The 20111-nt window shown below is 36.9% G+C and carries 21 protein-coding genes and 1 riboswitch; of the genes, 12 read left to right on the forward strand and 9 right to left on the reverse strand.

All coding sequences use genetic code 11. The features are described from left to right. The first annotated feature begins 20 nt into the window (after positions 1 to 20). The gene (mciZ, locus tag AC1FXZ_RS13305) at positions 21 to 236 is read left to right on the forward strand and encodes a Z-ring formation inhibitor MciZ (RefSeq protein ID WP_480054402.1); all 216 of its coding nucleotides are present in this window, start codon (positions 21 to 23) and stop codon (positions 234 to 236) included. Here mciZ and AC1FXZ_RS13310 read toward each other — a convergent pair. Both AC1FXZ_RS13310 and AC1FXZ_RS13315 read right to left on the reverse strand, forming a co-directional pair. Further along, on the reverse strand, positions 140 to 1228 hold the full coding sequence (locus AC1FXZ_RS13310) for a DUF3866 family protein (RefSeq protein WP_480054404.1): 1089 nt from the start codon (positions 1226 to 1228) through the stop codon (positions 140 to 142). The two genes, mciZ and AC1FXZ_RS13310, sit on opposite strands and share 97 nt — an antisense overlap. Before the next feature lie 118 nt (positions 1229 to 1346). Then, the gene (locus AC1FXZ_RS13315; RefSeq protein ID WP_480054406.1) at positions 1347 to 1862 is read right to left on the reverse strand and encodes a TlpA disulfide reductase family protein; all 516 of its coding nucleotides are present in this window, start codon (positions 1860 to 1862) and stop codon (positions 1347 to 1349) included. Positions 1863 to 2101: 239 nt separating this feature from the next. On the opposite strand from AC1FXZ_RS13315, the gene AC1FXZ_RS13320 reads away from it, so the two are divergent. Further along, entirely contained in the window at positions 2102 to 2935 is an 834-nt protein-coding gene (locus AC1FXZ_RS13320) for an undecaprenyl-diphosphate phosphatase (RefSeq protein WP_480054408.1), read from the forward strand. A gap of 26 nt (positions 2936 to 2961) precedes the next feature. On the opposite strand, the gene AC1FXZ_RS13325 is transcribed toward AC1FXZ_RS13320, so the two are convergent. The 3 genes from AC1FXZ_RS13325 to AC1FXZ_RS13335 form a co-directional block, all read right to left on the reverse strand. Next, on the reverse strand, positions 2962 to 3897 hold the full coding sequence (locus AC1FXZ_RS13325; RefSeq protein ID WP_480054410.1) for an AEC family transporter: 936 nt from the start codon (positions 3895 to 3897) through the stop codon (positions 2962 to 2964). A 165-nt stretch (positions 3898 to 4062) separates the two neighbouring features. Continuing rightward, positions 4063 to 4701 carry an SDR family oxidoreductase gene (locus AC1FXZ_RS13330; protein ID WP_480054412.1) on the reverse strand — a complete coding sequence of 213 codons (639 nt, stop codon included), beginning with the start codon at positions 4699 to 4701 and terminating at the stop codon, positions 4063 to 4065. Positions 4702 to 4766: 65 nt separating this feature from the next. Continuing rightward, positions 4767 to 5723 (reverse strand): CobW family GTP-binding protein, encoded by a 957-nt coding sequence (locus tag AC1FXZ_RS13335; RefSeq protein WP_480054414.1) that lies wholly within the window; start codon positions 5721 to 5723, stop codon positions 4767 to 4769. 190 nt (positions 5724 to 5913) lie between these two features. Between AC1FXZ_RS13335 and AC1FXZ_RS13340 the strand changes: the two genes are divergently transcribed. From AC1FXZ_RS13340 to AC1FXZ_RS13350, 3 genes are read left to right on the forward strand one after another with little or no spacing between them, the layout of a single operon-like run. Further along, complete coding sequence (locus tag AC1FXZ_RS13340) at positions 5914 to 6312, forward strand: GntR family transcriptional regulator (protein ID WP_480054416.1); 399 nt, start codon at positions 5914 to 5916, stop codon at positions 6310 to 6312. Further along, positions 6296 to 7195 (forward strand): ABC transporter ATP-binding protein, encoded by a 900-nt coding sequence (locus AC1FXZ_RS13345; protein ID WP_480054418.1) that lies wholly within the window; start codon positions 6296 to 6298, stop codon positions 7193 to 7195. Before AC1FXZ_RS13340 ends, AC1FXZ_RS13345 begins: the two co-directional genes overlap by 17 nt. Next, positions 7170 to 9158 carry a DUF6449 domain-containing protein gene (locus tag AC1FXZ_RS13350; RefSeq protein ID WP_480054420.1) on the forward strand — a complete coding sequence of 663 codons (1989 nt, stop codon included), beginning with the start codon at positions 7170 to 7172 and terminating at the stop codon, positions 9156 to 9158. The genes AC1FXZ_RS13345 and AC1FXZ_RS13350 overlap by 26 nt, the downstream gene beginning before the upstream one ends. A gap of 51 nt (positions 9159 to 9209) precedes the next feature. On the opposite strand, the gene AC1FXZ_RS13355 is transcribed toward AC1FXZ_RS13350, so the two are convergent. Further along, positions 9210 to 9770: a DUF2179 domain-containing protein gene (locus AC1FXZ_RS13355; protein WP_480054422.1), complete on the reverse strand. Its 561-nt coding sequence runs from the start codon at positions 9768 to 9770 to the stop codon at positions 9210 to 9212. Positions 9771 to 9990: 220 nt separating this feature from the next. On the opposite strand from AC1FXZ_RS13355, the gene AC1FXZ_RS13360 reads away from it, so the two are divergent. Beyond that, a complete protein-coding gene (locus AC1FXZ_RS13360; protein ID WP_480054424.1) occupies positions 9991 to 11031 on the forward strand; it encodes a permease in 1041 nt (346 codons plus the stop codon). Between the two features lie 16 nt (positions 11032 to 11047). Then, positions 11048 to 12010 (forward strand): TIGR03943 family putative permease subunit, encoded by a 963-nt coding sequence (locus tag AC1FXZ_RS13365; RefSeq protein ID WP_480054426.1) that lies wholly within the window; start codon positions 11048 to 11050, stop codon positions 12008 to 12010. A 52-nt stretch (positions 12011 to 12062) separates the two neighbouring features. Here the strand turns inward: AC1FXZ_RS13365 and AC1FXZ_RS13370 are convergent, their stop codons facing one another. Further along, positions 12063 to 12578, reverse strand: a complete 516-nt coding sequence (locus AC1FXZ_RS13370) for a PTS sugar transporter subunit IIA (RefSeq protein ID WP_480054428.1) — start codon at positions 12576 to 12578, stop codon at positions 12063 to 12065. A 279-nt stretch (positions 12579 to 12857) separates the two neighbouring features. On the opposite strand from AC1FXZ_RS13370, the gene AC1FXZ_RS13375 reads away from it, so the two are divergent. From AC1FXZ_RS13375 to AC1FXZ_RS13390, 4 genes are all read left to right on the forward strand, one after another. Next, positions 12858 to 12932 carry a YjcZ family sporulation protein gene (locus AC1FXZ_RS13375; RefSeq protein WP_480054712.1) on the forward strand — a complete coding sequence of 25 codons (75 nt, stop codon included), beginning with the start codon at positions 12858 to 12860 and terminating at the stop codon, positions 12930 to 12932. Between the two features lie 206 nt (positions 12933 to 13138). Beyond that, positions 13139 to 13282: a sporulation histidine kinase inhibitor Sda gene (gene sda / locus AC1FXZ_RS13380; RefSeq protein WP_480054430.1), complete on the forward strand. Its 144-nt coding sequence runs from the start codon at positions 13139 to 13141 to the stop codon at positions 13280 to 13282. A gap of 266 nt (positions 13283 to 13548) precedes the next feature. Further along, positions 13549 to 13650, forward strand: a riboswitch (purine riboswitch). Between the two features lie 86 nt (positions 13651 to 13736). Continuing rightward, positions 13737 to 14330: a xanthine phosphoribosyltransferase gene (locus tag AC1FXZ_RS13385; RefSeq protein WP_480054432.1), complete on the forward strand. Its 594-nt coding sequence runs from the start codon at positions 13737 to 13739 to the stop codon at positions 14328 to 14330. A 12-nt stretch (positions 14331 to 14342) separates the two neighbouring features. After that, on the forward strand, positions 14343 to 15860 hold the full coding sequence (locus AC1FXZ_RS13390; RefSeq protein ID WP_480054434.1) for a SulP family inorganic anion transporter: 1518 nt from the start codon (positions 14343 to 14345) through the stop codon (positions 15858 to 15860). A gap of 81 nt (positions 15861 to 15941) precedes the next feature. Here AC1FXZ_RS13390 and AC1FXZ_RS13395 read toward each other — a convergent pair whose 3' ends face one another. Further along, positions 15942 to 16688, reverse strand: a complete 747-nt coding sequence (locus AC1FXZ_RS13395; protein ID WP_480054714.1) for an SDR family NAD(P)-dependent oxidoreductase — start codon at positions 16686 to 16688, stop codon at positions 15942 to 15944. Between the two features lie 216 nt (positions 16689 to 16904). Between AC1FXZ_RS13395 and AC1FXZ_RS13400 the strand changes: the two genes are divergently transcribed. After that, positions 16905 to 19229, forward strand: a complete 2325-nt coding sequence (locus AC1FXZ_RS13400; RefSeq protein ID WP_480054436.1) for a LysM peptidoglycan-binding domain-containing protein — start codon at positions 16905 to 16907, stop codon at positions 19227 to 19229. Between the two features lie 60 nt (positions 19230 to 19289). Here AC1FXZ_RS13400 and AC1FXZ_RS13405 read toward each other — a convergent pair whose 3' ends face one another. Further along, the gene (locus AC1FXZ_RS13405) at positions 19290 to 20084 is read right to left on the reverse strand and encodes a type II secretion system F family protein (RefSeq protein WP_480054438.1); all 795 of its coding nucleotides are present in this window, start codon (positions 20082 to 20084) and stop codon (positions 19290 to 19292) included. Positions 20085 to 20111: the final 27 nt, after the last annotated feature.

The raw sequence follows: 20111 nt of genomic DNA on the forward strand, positions 1-20111 counted from the left end.
ACTTTGAAGGGACGAGTCTAATGAAAGTCTATGTTCATCAACAAGGTGTTATCCTGTCAGGAAAAGCGTGGGAAGTAAAAGAAAAGTTAAAACAAATGACACATTCTTTTGAGACGATGGAACAATGGGTTGATGCTATTCATTCTAACTCTTCTAAGTCCAGCCCAACTCTAAGTGCCTCAGAAACAGCCAAGAAAAAAACAGGGTCATCTTCATATTTACGACCCATTGTCTGAATTGGTAAGACGGCTTTTAGCAGAGCTCTTTCTGTTACTTCTGTTATGGTATCTTTCTCCGCAAACGAAATTCTATGATTCGTTTGAAAGGGGTGGTATTTGTTTAATTGCTCGGTAATGATTGCACGTTCTTGCTTCTTTAAGTAAGGCAGTGGTAGAACAGCTGGTTTAAACGTGAATTCAAACAGTGGAGTTACCGTATGATGACTTAGGCCTTTATGGCGTTCTCTCTGTTCAGCGAATGATAGCCTCGGAATCCAAATAGGAATACCATTAAATCCACTTACTGTGTGCGACCAATTGGATAATGCCATCCCAGAGAAGCCGTATCTAGTTCCTGTTCCTACTACCCCAGGTCCAACAGAAATTAATATAAAATCTGCTTTCAGAACTGTTTTGGCAAACTGTAGTGCAGATGCAACTGTAATCGCTTCATATTCAGCTCCAAATGCTTGTCCAACACTAATAGAGGAAAAACAGTCATCTTTCGCAAGTACTCTTAGTTGATCGCTCATCATGATTGGAAGTGACGCTTGGTCATCAAAAATGACACAGCATCTACTGTTCGGCTGCATTTCTTGTGAAACATAATAAAAAAGAGGAACCATACTATGTAATTCAGCCAACCAAACTGGACTACCTGAAAGAGTAAAGGATTCCATAAATTGTTGATGGTATTCACTTTCTTGAGCTTCAATCGCTAACACACTATGTTGAATAGGGCTATATCGTGCCTTTATAATATGGCCTTTCGTGTCATTTACATCCCATTTCCCATGATCTAATACGGATGTAACAATATCCCAACCACCTGTTCCTAAATTAAGTTCGGTAGCAGTGATATTCACTGTTATTATATTCCCTGCTTCTACACGTGGTGTTAGTCGCTTGTATAATAATGCTCGCATAGCGCCATTAGCCGTTTTTAATTTTTGAATAGAATCATCTTCATAAATGATGGCTAAAACCTTAGTTTGTACTTCTTTATACATAATCTCACGCCTAACAAGGTGACTTGGTCATTTGACCCTAATAAGTAGAGTTCAAACATTACTAGTGTTACCAAATAGTAACCAATTTTAGACAGAAAAATAGTTACTATTTTTATTATTACAATAGAGGTTCAATTAATGTAGCAAGGCGCCTATAGTCAACTTCACCTCTTATTACATGTTCTATAATGCCTTCTCTATCAATAATATAGGTCGTAGGCATCCCAATAATATTATAGCGCTCCAAGACAATTCCATCCTCATCAAAAAAAACAGGGAGTGTGATGTCAATTTCATCTATAAAATCGGGAGCATCCTGTAAAGTCCTTTCCATTGTCTGCATATTAACAGTTAAGACAGATAAGCCTTTTTCTCCATAATCATTTTGTAACTCCATCAGATCGGGCATTTCATCTCGGCATGGCTCGCACCAGGAAGCCCACATATTTAAAATAATCACATCCTCTTGATAGTCCCATAGCTCTCCTGAGGATTTTGTATGCATTGGGAGTGTGAAATTCTCCGCTATCATGCCAGGCTCATTCCCTATTTCGACCCGTTCTTGAAAAAAGACAATCCCAATAATCAGGACTGCTACAACGCCTAACACTAAAATGGTGATTCCTCTTTTCATCATGTCTCCCCCATAATAACTTTAGTATTTACTTGTATTATAAAGAGGAGATCACAATAAACGCAAGTTAAGTTGCACTCTATGAGTCACCGTAAAGTGATTGAGTTAAATTCCTAATTTTTTCAACTAACAATAAATGTATCTTTCACAAGAAAGATAACTTTGATAGAATAAAGCAGTTAATGTCTAAAAAATTAATTTTAATTTTTTATGTTACATAGAAAGGACGAGATTGATAAATGTCAGTTATTGAGGCTTTAATTTTTGGAATTGTTCAAGGTATAACAGAGTTTTTACCAATTTCTAGTACAGCTCATATTGTTATTACACAAATTCTTCTAGGTCAAACATTTCCTGGCTTTGGGTTTGAAATCTTCTTGCATTTTGCTTCTATTCTTGCTGTTATGATTTATTTTCGAAAAGACATTCTAGTTGTTACCTTTGGCTTTGTAGGTTATCTCATTAACCGTTCAAAGGACAATCGCACGCAATTCTTTTTTGGGATTTACATCATTGTTGCTACATTGATCACCGGTGTTCTTGGACTAATTCTTGAAGACTATATTGGCGCTCATATGAAAACACCACCATTCATAGCCATAGCATTAACAGTTACTGGTTTGTTCCTCATTATTATTGAGCGTTTTGTCCAATATGGCAATCGTACAGAAAGTGATATGACGTTAAAGGATTCTATCATCGTTGGTCTCGGTCAAACAGTAGCTGTTTTCCCTGGAATCTCTCGTTCTGGTGCCACACTTATTACTGCGCTATTTGCTGGCTTAAATCGTGATACAGCTGTTCGTTATTCTTTCTTATTATCAATACCTGTTATTCTTGGCTCAAGTGTACTGGCAATTGGAGATTTTCGCGATGGAGCAATGGTAGCTGAAATTGGCGTGACAGCACTTATTGTCTCATTTGTAGCCACATTTATTTTCTCTTGGCTTGGAATTAAATGGTTGATTGACTTCTTAAAGAAAAGCAAACTTGTTTACTTTGCGATTTATTGTTTTGTAGCGGCAATCTTTGTCTTTTTCTTCCTAGACAGTAGCATCATTATTGAATTATAAAAGGGGCTTCGCCAGCCCCTATTTTCTTATCTTATTAACAATATAAGTGAATACAAAAGAGGAATTGTTATAACACATAAGGTTGTGGTAGTTGCCACAATAAAGGTAGCAAATGATACGTCTCCACCATATTTTTGTACAAACATCGGAACCGTTGGCGCAGTCGGGGTTGCCGTGACAAGAATTGCTACACCCATAACAGTTGATGATACTGGAAACCACAAAAAAGGGGTTAATGTTAATGGAACTAACAATAATCTGGCACCAGTCGCATACCAAATATAACGATTCTTTATCATTTCTTTAAATTCACCCCTACTGACCCCAGCAAGTAAGCTGCCAATCAAAATCATAGATAAAGGCAATGTCATCTTTCCAACATCCTCAAGCATTGCCCCTATTATCACAGGTAAGTGAAATGGGAGTAGCATAAGAAGAAAACCAATGAAGGTAGCAATCACACCTGGATTAAGAAAAAGATGTCTCCACGAAATTTTTTGTCCAACACGCGCTACAACGTAAACCACGTACGTCCACACATAAACAAGAAAGAAAATCATGAAAAAAGCCGTATATATTACACCAACCTCTCCAAACAGTAAGAATGCAATCGCATACCCCATGAAACCTTGGTTCCCAAAGAGTATAGCTGCCTCGTAAACTCCTATTCTACTCTCTTGCAAAGTAGTAGTATGCCTCATATAATAGCCTATCCCCGTTGCTGCTAACAGAGCAAACAACGACAAACCCAGTAACCATGAGATATCTAAAAGGAGCTCCACTTGAAATTGAATATCCATTGAGTAGATAATGAGACAAGGTAACGTAATATAGAGAACGACTTGAGTTAAAACATGGTTTGAGGCTTTGGGTAATATGTTTACTTTCCTCATAATATAACCACCTAGCGCAATGACTAATAAAATAAACATTTCTTGAGCAAGACCACCAACTGCACCCATTTTCTCCCCCTTTACTAAAACAACAAATGATCATTTTTCCTCAGTGAATTTACACATATGGCGTTGGTAATCTTTTATGCTTCTAAAAAACATTTTATTATTGGTTCACTCACCATAATTATAAAAAAGGTTGAGCAGCTTTATAGCCACTCAACCAGTCAGTGTTTAAAGTTTATCTAACGCTTCTTTTATTGGCGTATCTCCATTTAAGATTTCAAAAGTTTTGCCGAAAGTGTTTTTTCGATCAACTACACTAGCTAGAACGATCGCGACATCTTCTCTTGTAATCGTATTATCACGGACTTGAATTTCTTCCTCAAGCTTAATTACGTTTGTTGCTTGATCATTCGTCAAACTCCCAGGACGTACAACTGTATAATCAAGGCTTGATCGTTTTAAATGATCATCGGCTAGTTTCTTTGCTACAAGATAATGGCGAATTCGGTCACTTTTATCTGGATCAACTGTTCCCATCGAACTCAACATTACAAAGCGCTTAACACCTAGTCTCTCAGCAGTATCGATTGCTTTTATAGCACCCCATAAATCTATAAGTATGGTCTTATCGGCTCCCGTATGTCCACCTGAACCAGCAGCGAAAATAATCGCTTCAACATCTCTGTATGCGTGATCAAAATTCGTTTCTAAATCCCCAACTACGATTTTTTCTGCACCAAGCTCTATCACAGCGTCTTCTTGTTCCGGGTTACGAATCATTGCAACTGGGGTATGACCAGCCTCTTTTAACTTTGTTAACGTGTGTCTTGCAACCTGGCCATTTGCTCCAATAACAAGTACCTTCATTTTCAACACTCCTTTTAGTTTGGTTACATTCATTGTGGAATAAATCCCGGTAAGAATCAATTATTTCACCTTACATACTCTTCAAGTGATTGCTTGATCTTGTTGTAATCTAATTCTGTCCCAATTAATATGACACTCGTTGCCTTTTCTGTTTCAATCGGGGTCAAATGAAGTTGATTTGAAGCAAATTGAAATGAAAACATTTGAGAATTTCCTTCAAAACGAATATATCCTTTAGCTCTAAGAAGCATGTGCTGATTATGTCTCAACCATCTTCTAAAGTTATCTTTGTCTATATAGTCAATACCTTCAAGCTTAATTGCTTGGAATGGATGTGAATGGTGATGATGATGATGATCACTGTGAGAGTGCGAATTTTCATTCAAAGGTACCAAATCAGTGAAAAAGCGTTTCTTAAAAAGGATTTCATTTTCAACTTCTCCAAATTGAGCATAAACCAATGGTATGTTTTTTCCCTTTGTTTCTTCTATTTTTGTTGTAACTTTTTTAAAGGTTTTGTCATTTATTAAATCGATCTTATTTATAACAAGGAGCGTACTAGCAGTGATTTGTTGTTTCAACATCGTTCTTACTTCTTTAGAGCTTTGAAAAAGGCTTTGATATTCTAGATATGAGCTAGCATCAACGATTCCAATGACAGATTGAATATCGACTTGGTCAATTAAATCAGGGTGAGTAAGTGCTTCAATAATTTCTGCAGGGTTGGCGATACCAGTTCCTTCTATCAATAAAACATCAATATCATTCGTAGTTTCTAAGAAGCGTTGTAATTCAAGACGCATGTCATCTTTGATCGTACAACAAATACAACCATTCAACAGTTCCATCATTGTTTCATTATTAAATAATTCTTTTTCAACATTTTCTGAACCTAACTCATTCATTAATAACGCCGGTTTCTTTCCATTAGTTTTCACATGGTGTAGCATATTTTTCAATAAAGTTGTCTTTCCACTACCAAGGAAGCCAGTTAATATATATACTGGAATTCTCTTTGTCATAGCCATCCCTCCTCCATTAGTTAAAAATATCATAATAGGCTACTTTACACAAATAAGAATGTTTCCTATTTGTGTAGAGTAGCCTATTTTCTGTTTTTTTGAAATTATGTATTGGCAAACCAACCTAACTGTACTATGATAAATAATACAGTTAGTTCAGCTGGTACATTTATTTAGAAAGGAGGCTATTATGTTTCAATTAGATATTAGGAGCAGGAAGCCTATTTACGAACAATTAGTTGAAAAGTTTAAAGAACTGATTATACAAGAAGTCTATCAACCAGATCAGCAACTCCCCTCTGTTAGAATGCTCGCACAAGATTTAACGATTAATCCGAATACAATCCAAAAGGCATACCGTGAATTAGAACACCAAGGATACATTTACTCCATTCCAGGTAAGGGAAAGTTTGTTGCACCTCAATCCAATACAACAAATGATGAAAAGGTGAAAAAATTGAAACAAGATTTAGTGAAATTAATGTCTGAAGCACTCTATCTCGGAATCGAAAAAGAAGAATTATTATCGTTAATTGCTCTTGCTGAACAATCAACAAAAGGAGTGAACGAAGATGATACACCTGAATAACCTAAAAAAACAATTCGATCATGTTGATGCAGTAAACGATATCTCACTTCATATCAAAAAAGGATCTATATATGGCCTCCTTGGTTCGAATGGAGCAGGGAAAACAACCCTTTTAAAAATGATAGCTGGCATTTATAGACAAGATTCTGGAGAAGTACTTATCAATAATGAACCAATCTTTGAAAATATTGAAACCAAGCAAAGAGTACAATTCCTAGCAGACTCCTTGTACTTCTTTCCTAATACAACAATTAAACAAGCTGCTCAATTCTATAAGTCTATTTATTCATCATGGAACGAAGATCGTTTTACTAAATTTAAGGATGTATTCCAGATAGATGTAAACAAGAAAATCAATCGCCTGTCTAAGGGAATGCAGCGTCAAGTTGCTTTTTGGCTTGCTTTATCAACAATGCCAGAATTTTTGATTTTAGACGAACCTTTAGACGGTTTAGATGCTGTTATGAGAACAAAAGTAAAAAATTTACTAATCCAAGACGTCGCTGAACGTGAGATGACAATTCTTATTTCGTCACATAATTTACGGGAAGTGGAAGATCTTTGCGATCATGTAGCAATTCTGCATAAAGGGAATATTATCATTGAACAAGATTTGGATGACCTGAAATCAGACGTCCATAAAATCCAAGTTGCCTTTAAAAAGGACCTACCAGCTTCATTTTTAGACGAATTTGACGTTTTATATAAAGAAGAACGTGGTAGTGTCCTTCTTTATATCGTACGAGGTCAAGAAAATAAAATTACTTCTTATATAGAAGCAAACCAACCCGCAATTTTTGATTTACTACCATTAACACTAGAAGAAATATTTATTTATGAAATGAGGGATGTCGGTTATGAAATTGAAAACATCATTGTTTAATAGAGGAGTTTTCATTCAAGATCTACGAAATGTAGGCTGGATCGGGTTAGCCTATTTTTTATGTTTACTATTTTCTCTCCCCCTTCAACTTCTTATGGCCCACACAAATGAGAGAAGTTATCATTATTTTGTAACACCTGAAAATTTATTTGCTCTTTCAAATAGTTTTCAAGTATTTATGACATTCACATTCCCAGTTTTATTAGCTATTTTTTTATTTCGCTATATCCATGTGAAACTGTCTAGTGATTTCGCACACAGCCTACCATTGAAAAGAGAACAACTTTTTAATCAACACTTTAGCCTCGGGCTCCTAATTTTATTTCTCCCAGTCGTGTTTACAGGGGGGTTATTAATCATATTAGGTCAATTCTTACCATTTACAGAGCTTTTATCGATGCAATCTGTAATTTATTGGGTTGGCGTAACAACCCTTATTAATTGGTTTGTTTTTTTTACAGGAGTAGTTGTTGCAATGGTTACAGGGATGTCCGTGTTACAAGGAGTTCTTACCTATATTTTCTTTTTATTCCCTGTGGGTATAACGCTACTACTCTTAGGTAATTTACAGTACTTTCTATTTGGATTTTCAGCTGATTATTACTTGGATAATCGTTTCGAACAAATCCTTCCATTTTTTCGAGTGATAGAGTTAAGACATACAGCTTTAACAACGATCGAAACGATAACTTACCTTATAATCATGATTATCTTTTATGTATGTGCTCTTTTTGCTTATCGAAAACGAAATGTTGAAACAGCTTCACAAGCAATAGCCTTCCCATCCTTTCGCCCTATTTTTAAGTATGGTGTTACCTTTTGCTTAATGCTTGTTGGTGGGGTATATTTCGGAACCTTGCAAGGTGAATTAGGCTGGATTCTATTTGGTTATTTATCAGCTTCGTTCATCGGCTATGTTCTTGCTTCAATGGTTTTGGAGAAAACTTGGCGAGTTTTTAAGAAGTGGAAGGGATATGTTCTATATTTAGTCATTGTTATACTATTAGGGACAGCGATTCAATTTGATGCAACCGGATTTGAGAAAAGTCTACCTGAACTAGACAAAATTGATGTTGTTTATTTTGGAAATTCTGTTTACTTTTTTAGGGATCAAGATCAAAGGTCTGAAACTTATCAGCAACCTAAATACATTGAACCCACTTATACTTATAGCGAAAATGAAAGTATCAAGAACATTCGTAACCTGCATGATCAAATTATTCAAGATAAACACTTGCTTAAGGCAAGGAATGATTCATCTCAACAAGTGGCTTTTGCTTATGAATTGGAAAATGGCAAGAGGGTGGTTCGCCAATATGAAATTCCAATTGAAGCTTATCATAAACAGTATCGAGAAATTATTGAATCGGTAGAATATAAATTAAATCAAAATCCCGTTCTTGCTATCGAGGAACTGAAAACATTGGATCGAATAACCATTCATAATTACCGAACAGGAAAACGAGTTGTAATATCAGATCATGAGAAGATCAAAGAAGTACATGACATCATCCAGTCAGAGGTCCAAAATGAAACATTTGAAGAAATAATGGCTGAACAGTATTGGTGGTCCAACATCCAATATGAATTTAACGATGATTCCCTCCTCAACGTATCGTGGAAAAAGTCTTATAACCAACTAGAAAAATGGCTAGAAGAAAATGAGTATCTTGATGATGCTAAAGTTAATGCTGATGATATTTCTCATGCATTTATTATTGAGTCTGACGAAGATATTGATAGATGGCAATTCATCCAAGAAAATAATTTAGAGCACCATTTTGAGCAACAAGAAACAGCAATCAAAATTGAAAAAGCAGAAGAAATCAATGAAGCTCTAAAACACTCCTCAAGAAGAGAACGAGCACCATACATTATTGCTTACTACTATAAACAAGACCCATACCCAGAATTTGAAACCTTCACCCACGATCAAGTCCCCGACTTTATAAAAGAGAGATAGAACCAAAAGGCGATTTTCCTTTTGGTTCTATCTCTCGAAGCAAAGGGCTCATCACTGCGATGAAGCCCTCTTTTGACTTTTAATAAACTTTTCTTTTCTCTTTTTCATTGCTTTTGTAATATATCCACCTTTAAAGTTTCGTGGCTCATAGGAGACAATAAATGCACTTGGTTCATACGAGCTAACGATATCGATAAACTCCTGCTCTCTATCTCGTCTCGCCGTACAATCAAGGCGATAGCGTTTTGCTTCATTCATTCCTTCTACTTCAGCGGTTGACACACTGAAGCCGACTTCACGAAGGCGTTCTGTTAAAGCTTCATTTTTATTCATTATATTAACTTCAATGGATACATAACCAATGGCAAGCTTTTGTTCAATTATTTGTCCGATATATAAACCAACACCAAAACCTAGTGCATAAGCGACCATATTTAAATAGTTTGATAAATCACTGAAAACAATGCCAAGTGCTATCACATAAATAAACCCTTCAAGCACCCCTAATGCCGCTGCTTTTTCCTTCATACCTTTGACCATTGTAATGGTTCTAAGCGTAAGCACCGGTACAAGTAAAATTTGTGCAACAAAAATAATTAAGGCTTGTAACATATTATACACCTACCTTCTTCATAGATAACTCCCGTAGTGTAACAGGAAAAACATTAACACGCTAGTTTAAGTTTTATTCGTTTTTTTGCAATTTTGTCAAACATTTCTTTTCAGTTACAATTGAATTCTTATCACTTCAATTAATGAATCTATGTTAAAATATCGAAAGAACTTTCATAGTTCCATGTCTAGTTGAATACCTTTTATAAGGAGATTTTAAATGAACAAATTTAAACAATTCTTCTTCTCTTTCGGAAAAGATTTTTTAGGATTTACGTTACTTTTGTTATTTCTAATTCTTTTCTTTAATATTGAATCATTTAAAAATGAACGTGCTGGTTTTACAGTTCCCGATTCGTGGTTGAACGTAAACACGATTTTCTTAGGAATTGTAATTGAAGCCGTTCCTTTTATTTTATTAGGTGTTTTTGTATCAGCACTTATTCAAATTTATGTAAAGGAAGATTTTATCCATCGATATTTACCTAAAAATGCCTATGCAGCCCTTTTGCCTGCAGCAATTTTAGGAGCAATCTTTCCAATTTGTGAATGTGCTATTGTCCCCATTGTTAGACGTTTAATCAAAAAAGGGATGCCGTTACACGTTGGCGTTGTATTTTTAGTAGCTGCGCCCATTTTAAACCCTGTTGTAGCAGCGTCTACTTTCTTTGCCTTTCGAACGGATTTAACAGTTCTCTATGCTCGGATGGGACTAGCCTTTATTCTATCCATTATAATCGGGGGTATTTTATATCTTGTATTTAAAAATCGCGATCAGTTAAAATGGACAAAAGAAGAATTAGTAGGTCGTCAAGTGGTTTTAGAAACGAGTGCTACTGCACAAAGAAAAATGAATCGTTTTAAACAAACTCTTTATCATGCTGCAGATGAATTCTTTCTAATGGGAAAATTTCTTATCTTAGGTGCTTTTATCGCAGCACTATTCCAAACATTTCTTGATAGAAGTATATTGCAAGCAATTGGTAGCAATGAATTTAGCTCGACAGCCGTCATGATGGCATTCGCGTTCCTGCTATCCTTATGTTCCGAAGCTGACGCTTTCGTAGCATCATCTTTTGGGAGTACCTTTACAACAGGATCTCTCGTTGCTTTCTTAGTCTATGGACCAATGCTCGACTTAAAAAATACAGTTATGTTATTTGCATTCTTCAAAGCAAAATTTGTATTAGTATTTATCGCTGTTGTAACAACAATCGTCTTCACAGCAGTGGTTGCTTTGCAACTACTCGGTATTATTTAGAAAAGGAGCGAGTAAAATGGAAAACAATTCAGATTTAGGTTTTCACGCTTACATTCGTGGGATTATTTTAATTGGCTTTGCTTTACTAAAGCTTGCCTTTATTATTACTGGAAATATCACCTATTACATTGCCCCAACGATGATGCCCTTTATCTATTTTGCAACAGGTGTCTTCCTTCTACTTGGAGTCATACAAATTATTAGAAGTACAGCAAAAGGCCAAGAAGAAGAAGCACTTTGTGATTGTGGAACAGACCATAACGTTTCGGGCTCACCTGTTACAAAGCTGCTAATCTATTCCATTTTTGTTACACCAATTGTTTTGGGCTTTGTTCTTCCTGACAAGTTATTAGATAGTTCTGTCGCTGCGAATAGAGGAATACAGTATGGTTCCGGTATATTAGCTGAACAAGCCGATACCCAACAACAAGAAACCTCAGACTCTACTTCAAGAGCCGAAGCTTTTTTAGAAGACCCTGAGGCCTATTATGAACAGTTGGAATCTAGTTCTGATAATCAACCTGAAGAGCATATTACGGTGGAAGAATACTACACAGCAGAAGGGTTCAATCAATATTATGAAGAACTCGCTGAAGAAATATTGGAACTTGGAAAAATCATTGTTACTGAAGAAAATTATTTGGATATGATGACAATGCTCGACTTTCATTTAGAGCGTTTTGTCGGTAAGCCAATTGAGATTGTAGGATTTGTTTATCGAGAGCCTGATTTTGCAGATGATCAACTCGTAGTCGCACGCTTTGGGATGACATGCTGCGTTGCTGATGCATCAGTATTTGGAACAATGGTCGAAGCCGATGAAGCGAGTCAATTTGAAAATGATACATGGGTGAGAGTAACCGGAATATTAGATCAAACTCAGTACAATGAATTCCGTATTCCTCTGATTCAACTTAGAGGAATAGAGGTTGTTGAACAGCCTGATAGTCCATATGTATTCCCTCGCTTTAGCTTTTAATTAGTAAAAACCACATGCATCTAGACGCATGTGGTTTTTAAACATTGACATCTTAACTATGCTTAATCGTTAAAAGAGGAGTCTGACCAGCTTGGACGTCCGTTACCGAATCTTTAGGTAAACTTTGTATATCATCCATGTTTGTCACAACTAATGGAGTAATGGTGCTAGACGCTTTTTCATTTATAAGATCAAGATCAAATTCTACAAGAGGGTCACCAACTTTTACTTTATCTCCTTCTTTTACAAAGGTCTTAAATCCTTCTCCTTCCATGTTCACAGTTTCCAACCCTATATGTAGTAATACTTCTCCTCCACCTGCTGTCTTTATTCCAATTGCATGTTTTGTCGGAAATACTTGCATGATCTCTCCAGCTACAGGGGCTACAGCTCTTCCCTCTGCCGGCTCAATGGCAAGACCATCCCCCATCATCTTTTGAGCGAATGTCGGGTCAGGTACTTCCTCAATTGGAACAAGCTTACCAGTAATCGGTGCATGAATAATCTCCTGTTTTGGCTTATCAGGAGTTTCTTCCTTCCTATCAAGACCAAACAATTTTTTTAACATAATCATTCTCCTTACTTTTTCATCTAAACAACAAAACGAACACACGAGACTATCATTCATTTTTTAGTCTGAATATAATCACACGCCTAATGTCACAGTACTTATTAAGATAATAAAGTCCGTATACAAAGGGGATTACACTTACTTTACCCAAAATCGCTAACACTATAACGTTTTTTCATGGCATTCATAAATGGACACTGGAATTTTATATACGCCCAAACGTTATTTACTTTTCATCATAAACTGTATAGAAAAGCATGAAAGGAGATGAAGAAAATGTATGGTGGCTTCACTTTAATCGTAGTTTTATTCATTTTATTAGTAATCGTTGGTTCTGCTTACGTTTGCTAATTTTCGCATAACGAATTTTAAGATAACGTAAATGGTGTTCTAAAGGGATTCAAACCTTTCGGAACACCTCTTTTCTGTTTTCCTTTTCTAAATAACAAAAAGAAAGTTTGGTAAAAAGTCATACATTTTAACTATTCAAAAGGTTAGAAATAGAGTACTATTACTTATAAAATTATACACATATCCACTACGAAAGGATGAGGACATTGTTTAACCTTTTAGATGATGAAACAATAGTAGAAGTTTATCAAAAGTCCGTACAGTTAGGATTGGAAAACGATTTTATTGCCATTTTAAAAGAAGAATTATTAAAAAGAGGACTTTTTGAAGAAACATTGAAAGTAAAGTAATTTCATCTACCTTTCATCACAATAGTACTATAGGAGTAATTCTCTATGTCTTTGTACAAAATGCATAGAGTATGCAGACCACCAGACTTTTCAGAAGCTTACTTATTCCCCCTTTATTAAAAAACCTATTTTTCCCAACTTTGGTTATCCTTTTCAACAACACCCTTAATAAACGAATATAATTTAAAACCCTCCCTTTTTTATTCGGGTTTTTTCAAAAAAACCTTTCTTTCTATCTCAAATTCGTCTATACTAACCCCTATACACAAACAACTAAATAAGAAACTCGTATAAAGTTGAGGATATGGCTCAAAAGTTTCTACCAAGCTACCGTAAATGGCTTGACTACGAGTGATCAGATAACCGTTTTTTCTGTTGCCAGATATCAAGGTCACTCGTCTATTCGACTCTTGATATCTGGTTTTTTTTATATATTTTTAGGGAGTGATAAAGAATGGAACTATTAAAACAAGCTATTCGGGAAAGAGGAAATGTCCTTTCTGAGGATGTACTTAAGGTGGATACATTTTTAAACCATCAAGTAGATGTTCAACTAATGAGTGAGATCGGACTGGAATTTGCCCGTCTATTTAAAACAGAGGGTATCACCAAAGTCCTTACAATCGAATCATCGGGTATTGCACCTAGCTTCATGGCTGCTTCAAGCCTAAACACACCACTTATTTTCGCTCGCAAAAAAAAATCTTTAACAATGAATGAAAGAGTATATGTGAGCAAAGTTTATTCATTTACAAAACAAGAATCAAATGATATTACGGTATCGAAAGATTTCCTTACAAAAGATGATTCAGTTTTAATAATTGATGACTTTCTAGCAAACGGGCAAGCTGCCTTAGGACTTATTGATATTGTAAAACAGGCTGGTGCAAAAGTGGCGGGTCTAGGAATTGTAATCGAGAAATCATTTCAAAGTGGAAGAAAGAGATTGGAAGATGAGGGGTACCGTGTAGAATCACTGGCTAGAGTTCATACATTAGAAAACGGACGCGTATCGTTTGTTGACGAGCTAGTCACAAATAACAACTAAGGGGAGAACAACATGAGCACAAAAACTATTCATTATCCACTATATAAAAAAGAAGATACTGACGCATTTTTTGCTTTATTCCAAAATAACTTAGCTAATTTTGTTGTTATTGCAGTTACTATGCTTGGAATGGGTTTCCCAGCAAGTATTGTTTTTGGAAAAGTGATTCCAGGGGCTGCAGTTGCTGTAATCGTTGGAAATTTGTATTATGCCCATATGGCGAAGCGCTTGGCACAAAAAGAAGGTCGGACTGACGTTACAGCACTTTCCTACGGTATTAGTACGCCTGTTATGTTTGTTTTTTTATTTGGTGTTCTAGCTCCAGCTAATGCACTAACTGGTGACCCTGAACTTGCATGGAAAATTGGGGTTGCTGCTGCCTTACTCAGTGGACTAGTAGAAGTACTCGTTAGCTTTAGTGGCAACTGGGTAAGAGACCGCCTTCCTCGAGCTGCTATGCTAGGTGCCATTGCAGGTGTTGCGTTAACCTTTGTAGCTGGGGAGATGCTTTTTAACACGTTTTCTATTCCGGTTGTTGGATTAGTATCATTAGCAATTATTCTTGTCGGGATTGTTGCCAAAATAGCAATGCCATTTAACATTCCGGCTTCTTTATTTGCTGTCTTAGCAGGCACAACCCTTGCATTTGCACTTGGTTACCAATCACCAACTCAAATTACAGAAGGTCTTGCCAATATCGGTTTCTATCCTATTCTGCCAACATTAGCTCCTTTCGAGGGTATGACATATTTATTCGGTGCTCTAATTGGTATTTTAGCTGTTCTTATTCCAATTACGTTATACAATGCAATTGAAACAATGAACAATGTAGATGCAATGGCCGCTGCTGGTGATTCATACGATGTTCGTGAATGTCAGGCAGTCGACGGCGTTGGGACGATGATCGGCGCATTTTTCGGTGGGTTGTTCCCTACGACTGTTTATATTGCAACGGTTGGTTCAAAGGAAATGGGAGCTGGTCGTGGATACAGCATTTTAAATGCAATCGTATTTGGACTAGCTGCTGTGACAGGTGTGATTGCTGCCTTTTCAGCCATTATACCTCTAGCTGCGGTTGCACCCGTGTTAGTTTTTGTCGGGATGTCAATGGTTGGTACAGCTTTCCTTTCAAACAATAAGAAGTATTATCCAGCAGTTGCAATCGCCATGTTGCCTTATTTAGCTAATTACGTGATGACTCGCTTTAATAATAATGCAGGTGATGTTGTAGAAGGAATATCAAGTGGAATCGTCCCTCTCGGACAAGGAGCGATGTTCACTGCGATCTTACTTGGAGCAATGACTGTTGCCATAATTGATAGGAATTTCATTCAAGCTATTGTCTTCTCTCTCATAGCTGCCTTCCTATCATTTGTAGGATTCATGCACGCTCCAGCTCTTGCCATCAACGCTGCACCTGATTTTGCCATTGGTTATGTATTAGTAGCTGTTTTCTTTGGATACGCTGCGTTAAAACAACGTTCCCAACACAAGGTAATGAAAGTAGAAAGTAAAAAAATAGCTTCTTAAAATCAAAAAGTGAGATAACTAGATCGAGTTATCTCACTTCTTTGTTTCTTAATTCTCAGAGTTCATCTCTAAAACTCAAAATTAGTGCTCATATATCATTTTTCTTGTCATCCCACCATCAATCACAATATTTTCTCCATTTATAAATTGGTTGTTTTTATCAGTCAAAAATAAGCATGCTCGTGCAATATCAGCTGGTTCCCCAACTCTTTTAGAAAAATGTTGATCATGATCAACTTCTCTTAATTCTAAACGGTCTCCTGTATGAATCCAGCCTGGGCTAATACAATTAACTTGTATTCCCTCGTCTTGAAAAGAAGCAGCTAGTGCATGAGTTAACGATACGATTGCCCCTTTTGAAGCAGCATATGCTTCAGAAGAAGGTTCAGACATTGTTGCACGAGTTGAGGCAATATTTACGATGGCCCCCTCTTTGTACTTGCGCATCACTTTGGCAACTTCCCTTGAAAAAAGAAAAACACTTCTTACATTTGTATTTTGAACATCATCCCATTCTTCAATAGTTACATCATATGGAGAAGCAAAGATAGAAACTCCTGCGTTGTTTATCAGCACATCGATTTTCCCAAATCGTTTTTCCGTGTCGGATACTAATTTTCTGATCTGTTCCTCTTTCCTAACGTCACAACCTACTGCATAAGCTTCTCCACCATTTTTTCTTATGTATGAGCTTGTCTCTCTCACCTTTTCCTCATTTAAATCAGAAACCATAACAATATCATTATTTTTCGCATATAGTTTTGCAATTGCAGCACCTATCCCACTTCCAGCACCGGTTACAATAACAATTCGATTGGCCATGTTAATCCCTCACCATACATGAAATTTCAAATATTCTTTCCTACTCTTAGTTTAACCTCCTACCGGAACACTTCTTTTAGAATAATGTAATATTTTATTCATAATTGCAAATAACAATAGAGGTTTACACTATACAACTTATATATAATCTCTGATGTTCTTTTATCGAAACTAGAAATTACGTTAATTTCTAGAATTCCTCTAGGGAAGGAGAATAAAACGATGAATTTCTATAAACATAAACTTATCATCAATGAAAAGAATCCAAATGAATATGCTTTCTTAGTCTATCTTGACGAATCGTATGCAGAATTTGCAAATGAACTGGGGACGAAAGAACGCACAAGAAGTGATTTGTTAACAACAGCAAGCCAATTCATAAAAGTAACATACCCTAATGTAAAGGTTACAGTCGTGAAAGTAATTGTTGGAGGTATGTTAGTTACTTCCATACCACTTGGATTTAATACTTCATCTGCTTCAGCTTCATCAGGCACACAACAAACAGCAGAAACGGCTTCTATTTTTTATCAAGTAGGTACTGGAGACTCCCTCTGGACAATTGCAAGATCATTTAACATTACCGTGGATAACCTCAAAAGGGCGAATCGCTTATCATCCGACACTTTACGCCTAAATCAACGACTTGTTATTCCTAAAACGTTTCATACTGTACGATCCGGTGAATCTCTTTCTGTGATTGCAAGGGACCTACAGTCACCCGTCTCAGGAATACGCGAAGCTAACAACCTAACAAATGATCAGATTCGAATCGGACAAGTCCTTGTTATTCCAAAAGTACTTAATGGGCAATCAACAACCACACAACCTACTGAGCAACATCAAAGAACAAATAATTCAAGCACCTATACGGTTGTAGCAGGGGATAGCCTTTCTGTCATTGCACAGCGTCACGGTACAACAGTCGAAGCTCTTCGGACGGTGAACAATTTAACAAATGATGCTATTCGCGTTGGACAAACCTTAACAATATCAGGCAGTGGAAATCACAGCTCTCCTTCTATTCAAATTATTGATTCGGTCTATACAGTTGTAGCAGGAGACAACCTCTCTGTTATTGCACAGCGATACGGGACAACAGTTACGGATCTTCGCTCAGCTAACAACTTAAAAACCGATACTCTTCAGGTCGGACAACGTCTAGTCATTCCTAACGGCAATACTAAATTAATAAAGTCTGAGCCCACAGCTATTTCAACCTATACTGTCGTATCAGGAGATAGTCTTTCTGTCATTGCGCAGCGACACGGTACAACAACCGAAGCGATCCGAAACGCTAACAATCTGACAAGCGATGTCATTCGTGTAGGACAGACATTAACAATTCCGGGAAATAAAATAGGAACATCGGAGACCTCCTCACCTACTGAACAAACTAACAATTCAACTTATACTGTTTTATCTGGTGACAATCTTTCTGTCATCGCCAATCGGTTGGGAACAACGGTTACGGCACTCCGTTCTGCTAATAACTTACCTACGGATACTTTACAAGTCGGGCAACGTTTGGTCATTCCAAATGGTAATTCAAATACTGCTACTCAAAATACAAGCACAACCTATACTGTCGTAGCAGGCGATAGCCTTTCTGTCATTGCACAGCGTTACAGTACAACAACTGAAGCAATCCGAAATGCTAACAATCTAACAAGCGATGTCATTCGTGTTGGGCAGACACTGACAATTCCACCTGCAACCACAGCCCCAAACCAAACGACTTCTTCACCACAACAAGAACGAACGACTTTCACCTATAGAGTCAGTTCAGGTGATAATTTATCTTTGATTGCAAATCGGTTTGGTGTGACAGTTGAAGCTATTCGTACTGCTAATAACTTAAGGTCAGATACATTGCAAGTAAATCAAACTTTAACAATACCAAATGGCTTGAATGCACCAAGAGCTGGAACTGCACCGAGCAACCAAGTTACCGTTACGTACATCCAACATACCATCCGCTCCGGAGATAACATGTGGAATTTAAGTACGAGGTACGGTGTTCCGTATTTAGAGCTGCTTAGACATAACAATATGACAGAACGAAGTACTCTTCAAATTGGACAAGTTATCAATGTTCCTCAATACCAAGTTCCTGTAAAGCCCGTAGTTTCAGCAAGGCATGGAGAAGTATTAGACTGGTGGACAGAAGCTAGGTATGTCTTTTCTACCGGTAAAGTTGCAACCATTACAGACTTTCAAACAGGAAGAACGTTTCAAGTGCAACATACTATGGGGGGAAATCATGCCGATAGTGAACCACTAACAGCCAGAGACGCACAGATAATGAGAGAAATTTGGGGTGGGAGCTACTCTTGGAATCCTAGAGCGATCATTGTTGAAGTAGATGGAAGAAGACTAGCTGCTGCTATGCATTCCATGCCACACGGGGATCAGGTGATTCGTGATAACAATTATAACGGCCATTTTTGCATTCACTTTCTTAATAGCCAAAGACATAGTGACGGACTTGTCCAAGACTCAATGCAAAAGCAAATTGAGGTTGCTGCTGGAAGATCAATTAAATAATGATTATCCCAAAAAATAAAACAACCGACGAATAGACGAGATCTCTATTTGTCGGTTTCTTTACATGAATTGTAATATTAAATTAACAACGACAGGGCCAAGTAGAACGATAAATAAGGTTGGAAAGATAAACAAAACCATAGGTATTAGCATTTTTACTGGAGCTTTCATAGCCTGTTCTTTCGCAGTAAACCGCTGCTTTTCTCGAATCCGTTGCGTTTGCGTTCTTAATACCTTGCTCATTCCAATTCCCATTTGATCTGCTTGAATAATGGAACTCATAACACTTTTAAAAAATTCCGAAGGGACACGCTCTCTCAGCTCTATAAAAGCTTGCTTTCTCGACTTTCCGAGCTTCATATCTTCAAGTGTCGATAAAAACTCTTTTGATAACGGTGTATCCATTTGACTGCAAACCTTTTTTAGCGCGGCATCTAGTCCCATCCCAGCTTCAATCGACACATTAAGCATGTCAAAGAAGTCGGGCATGGCTTTATCGATTTGTTTCGTTCTTTGCCTACTCTTTGTAACAAGATAGTAATTAGAGTAACTGTATACAAACACCGAGACGATCAATGAGAGCAAGAAAACTTTTCCATTTTCGGCTGATCCAGGAATAAATAATAGTAGGAATAGAAAAAATAACACGATCGGCAGAAAGCGCTGAACCAATATAAAGTCTCCGGCAGACATGTTAAATGGGTAACCAGCCGCCTGCAATTTCTTTTCAACTTGTGCCATTTTCTGTTTAGGCATTTTTCCTTCAACAAAACGGCGTAACTTTATCAATGGTGGTTGAATCATCCTTATATAGAACGTATTATTTTTTGGATCTACTCCTTCTTCTATTGACACAGATTCAGATTTACCTTGTAAAAAAGG

This window comes from Halalkalibacter sp. HAAS-P014 (genome assembly GCF_056619965.1).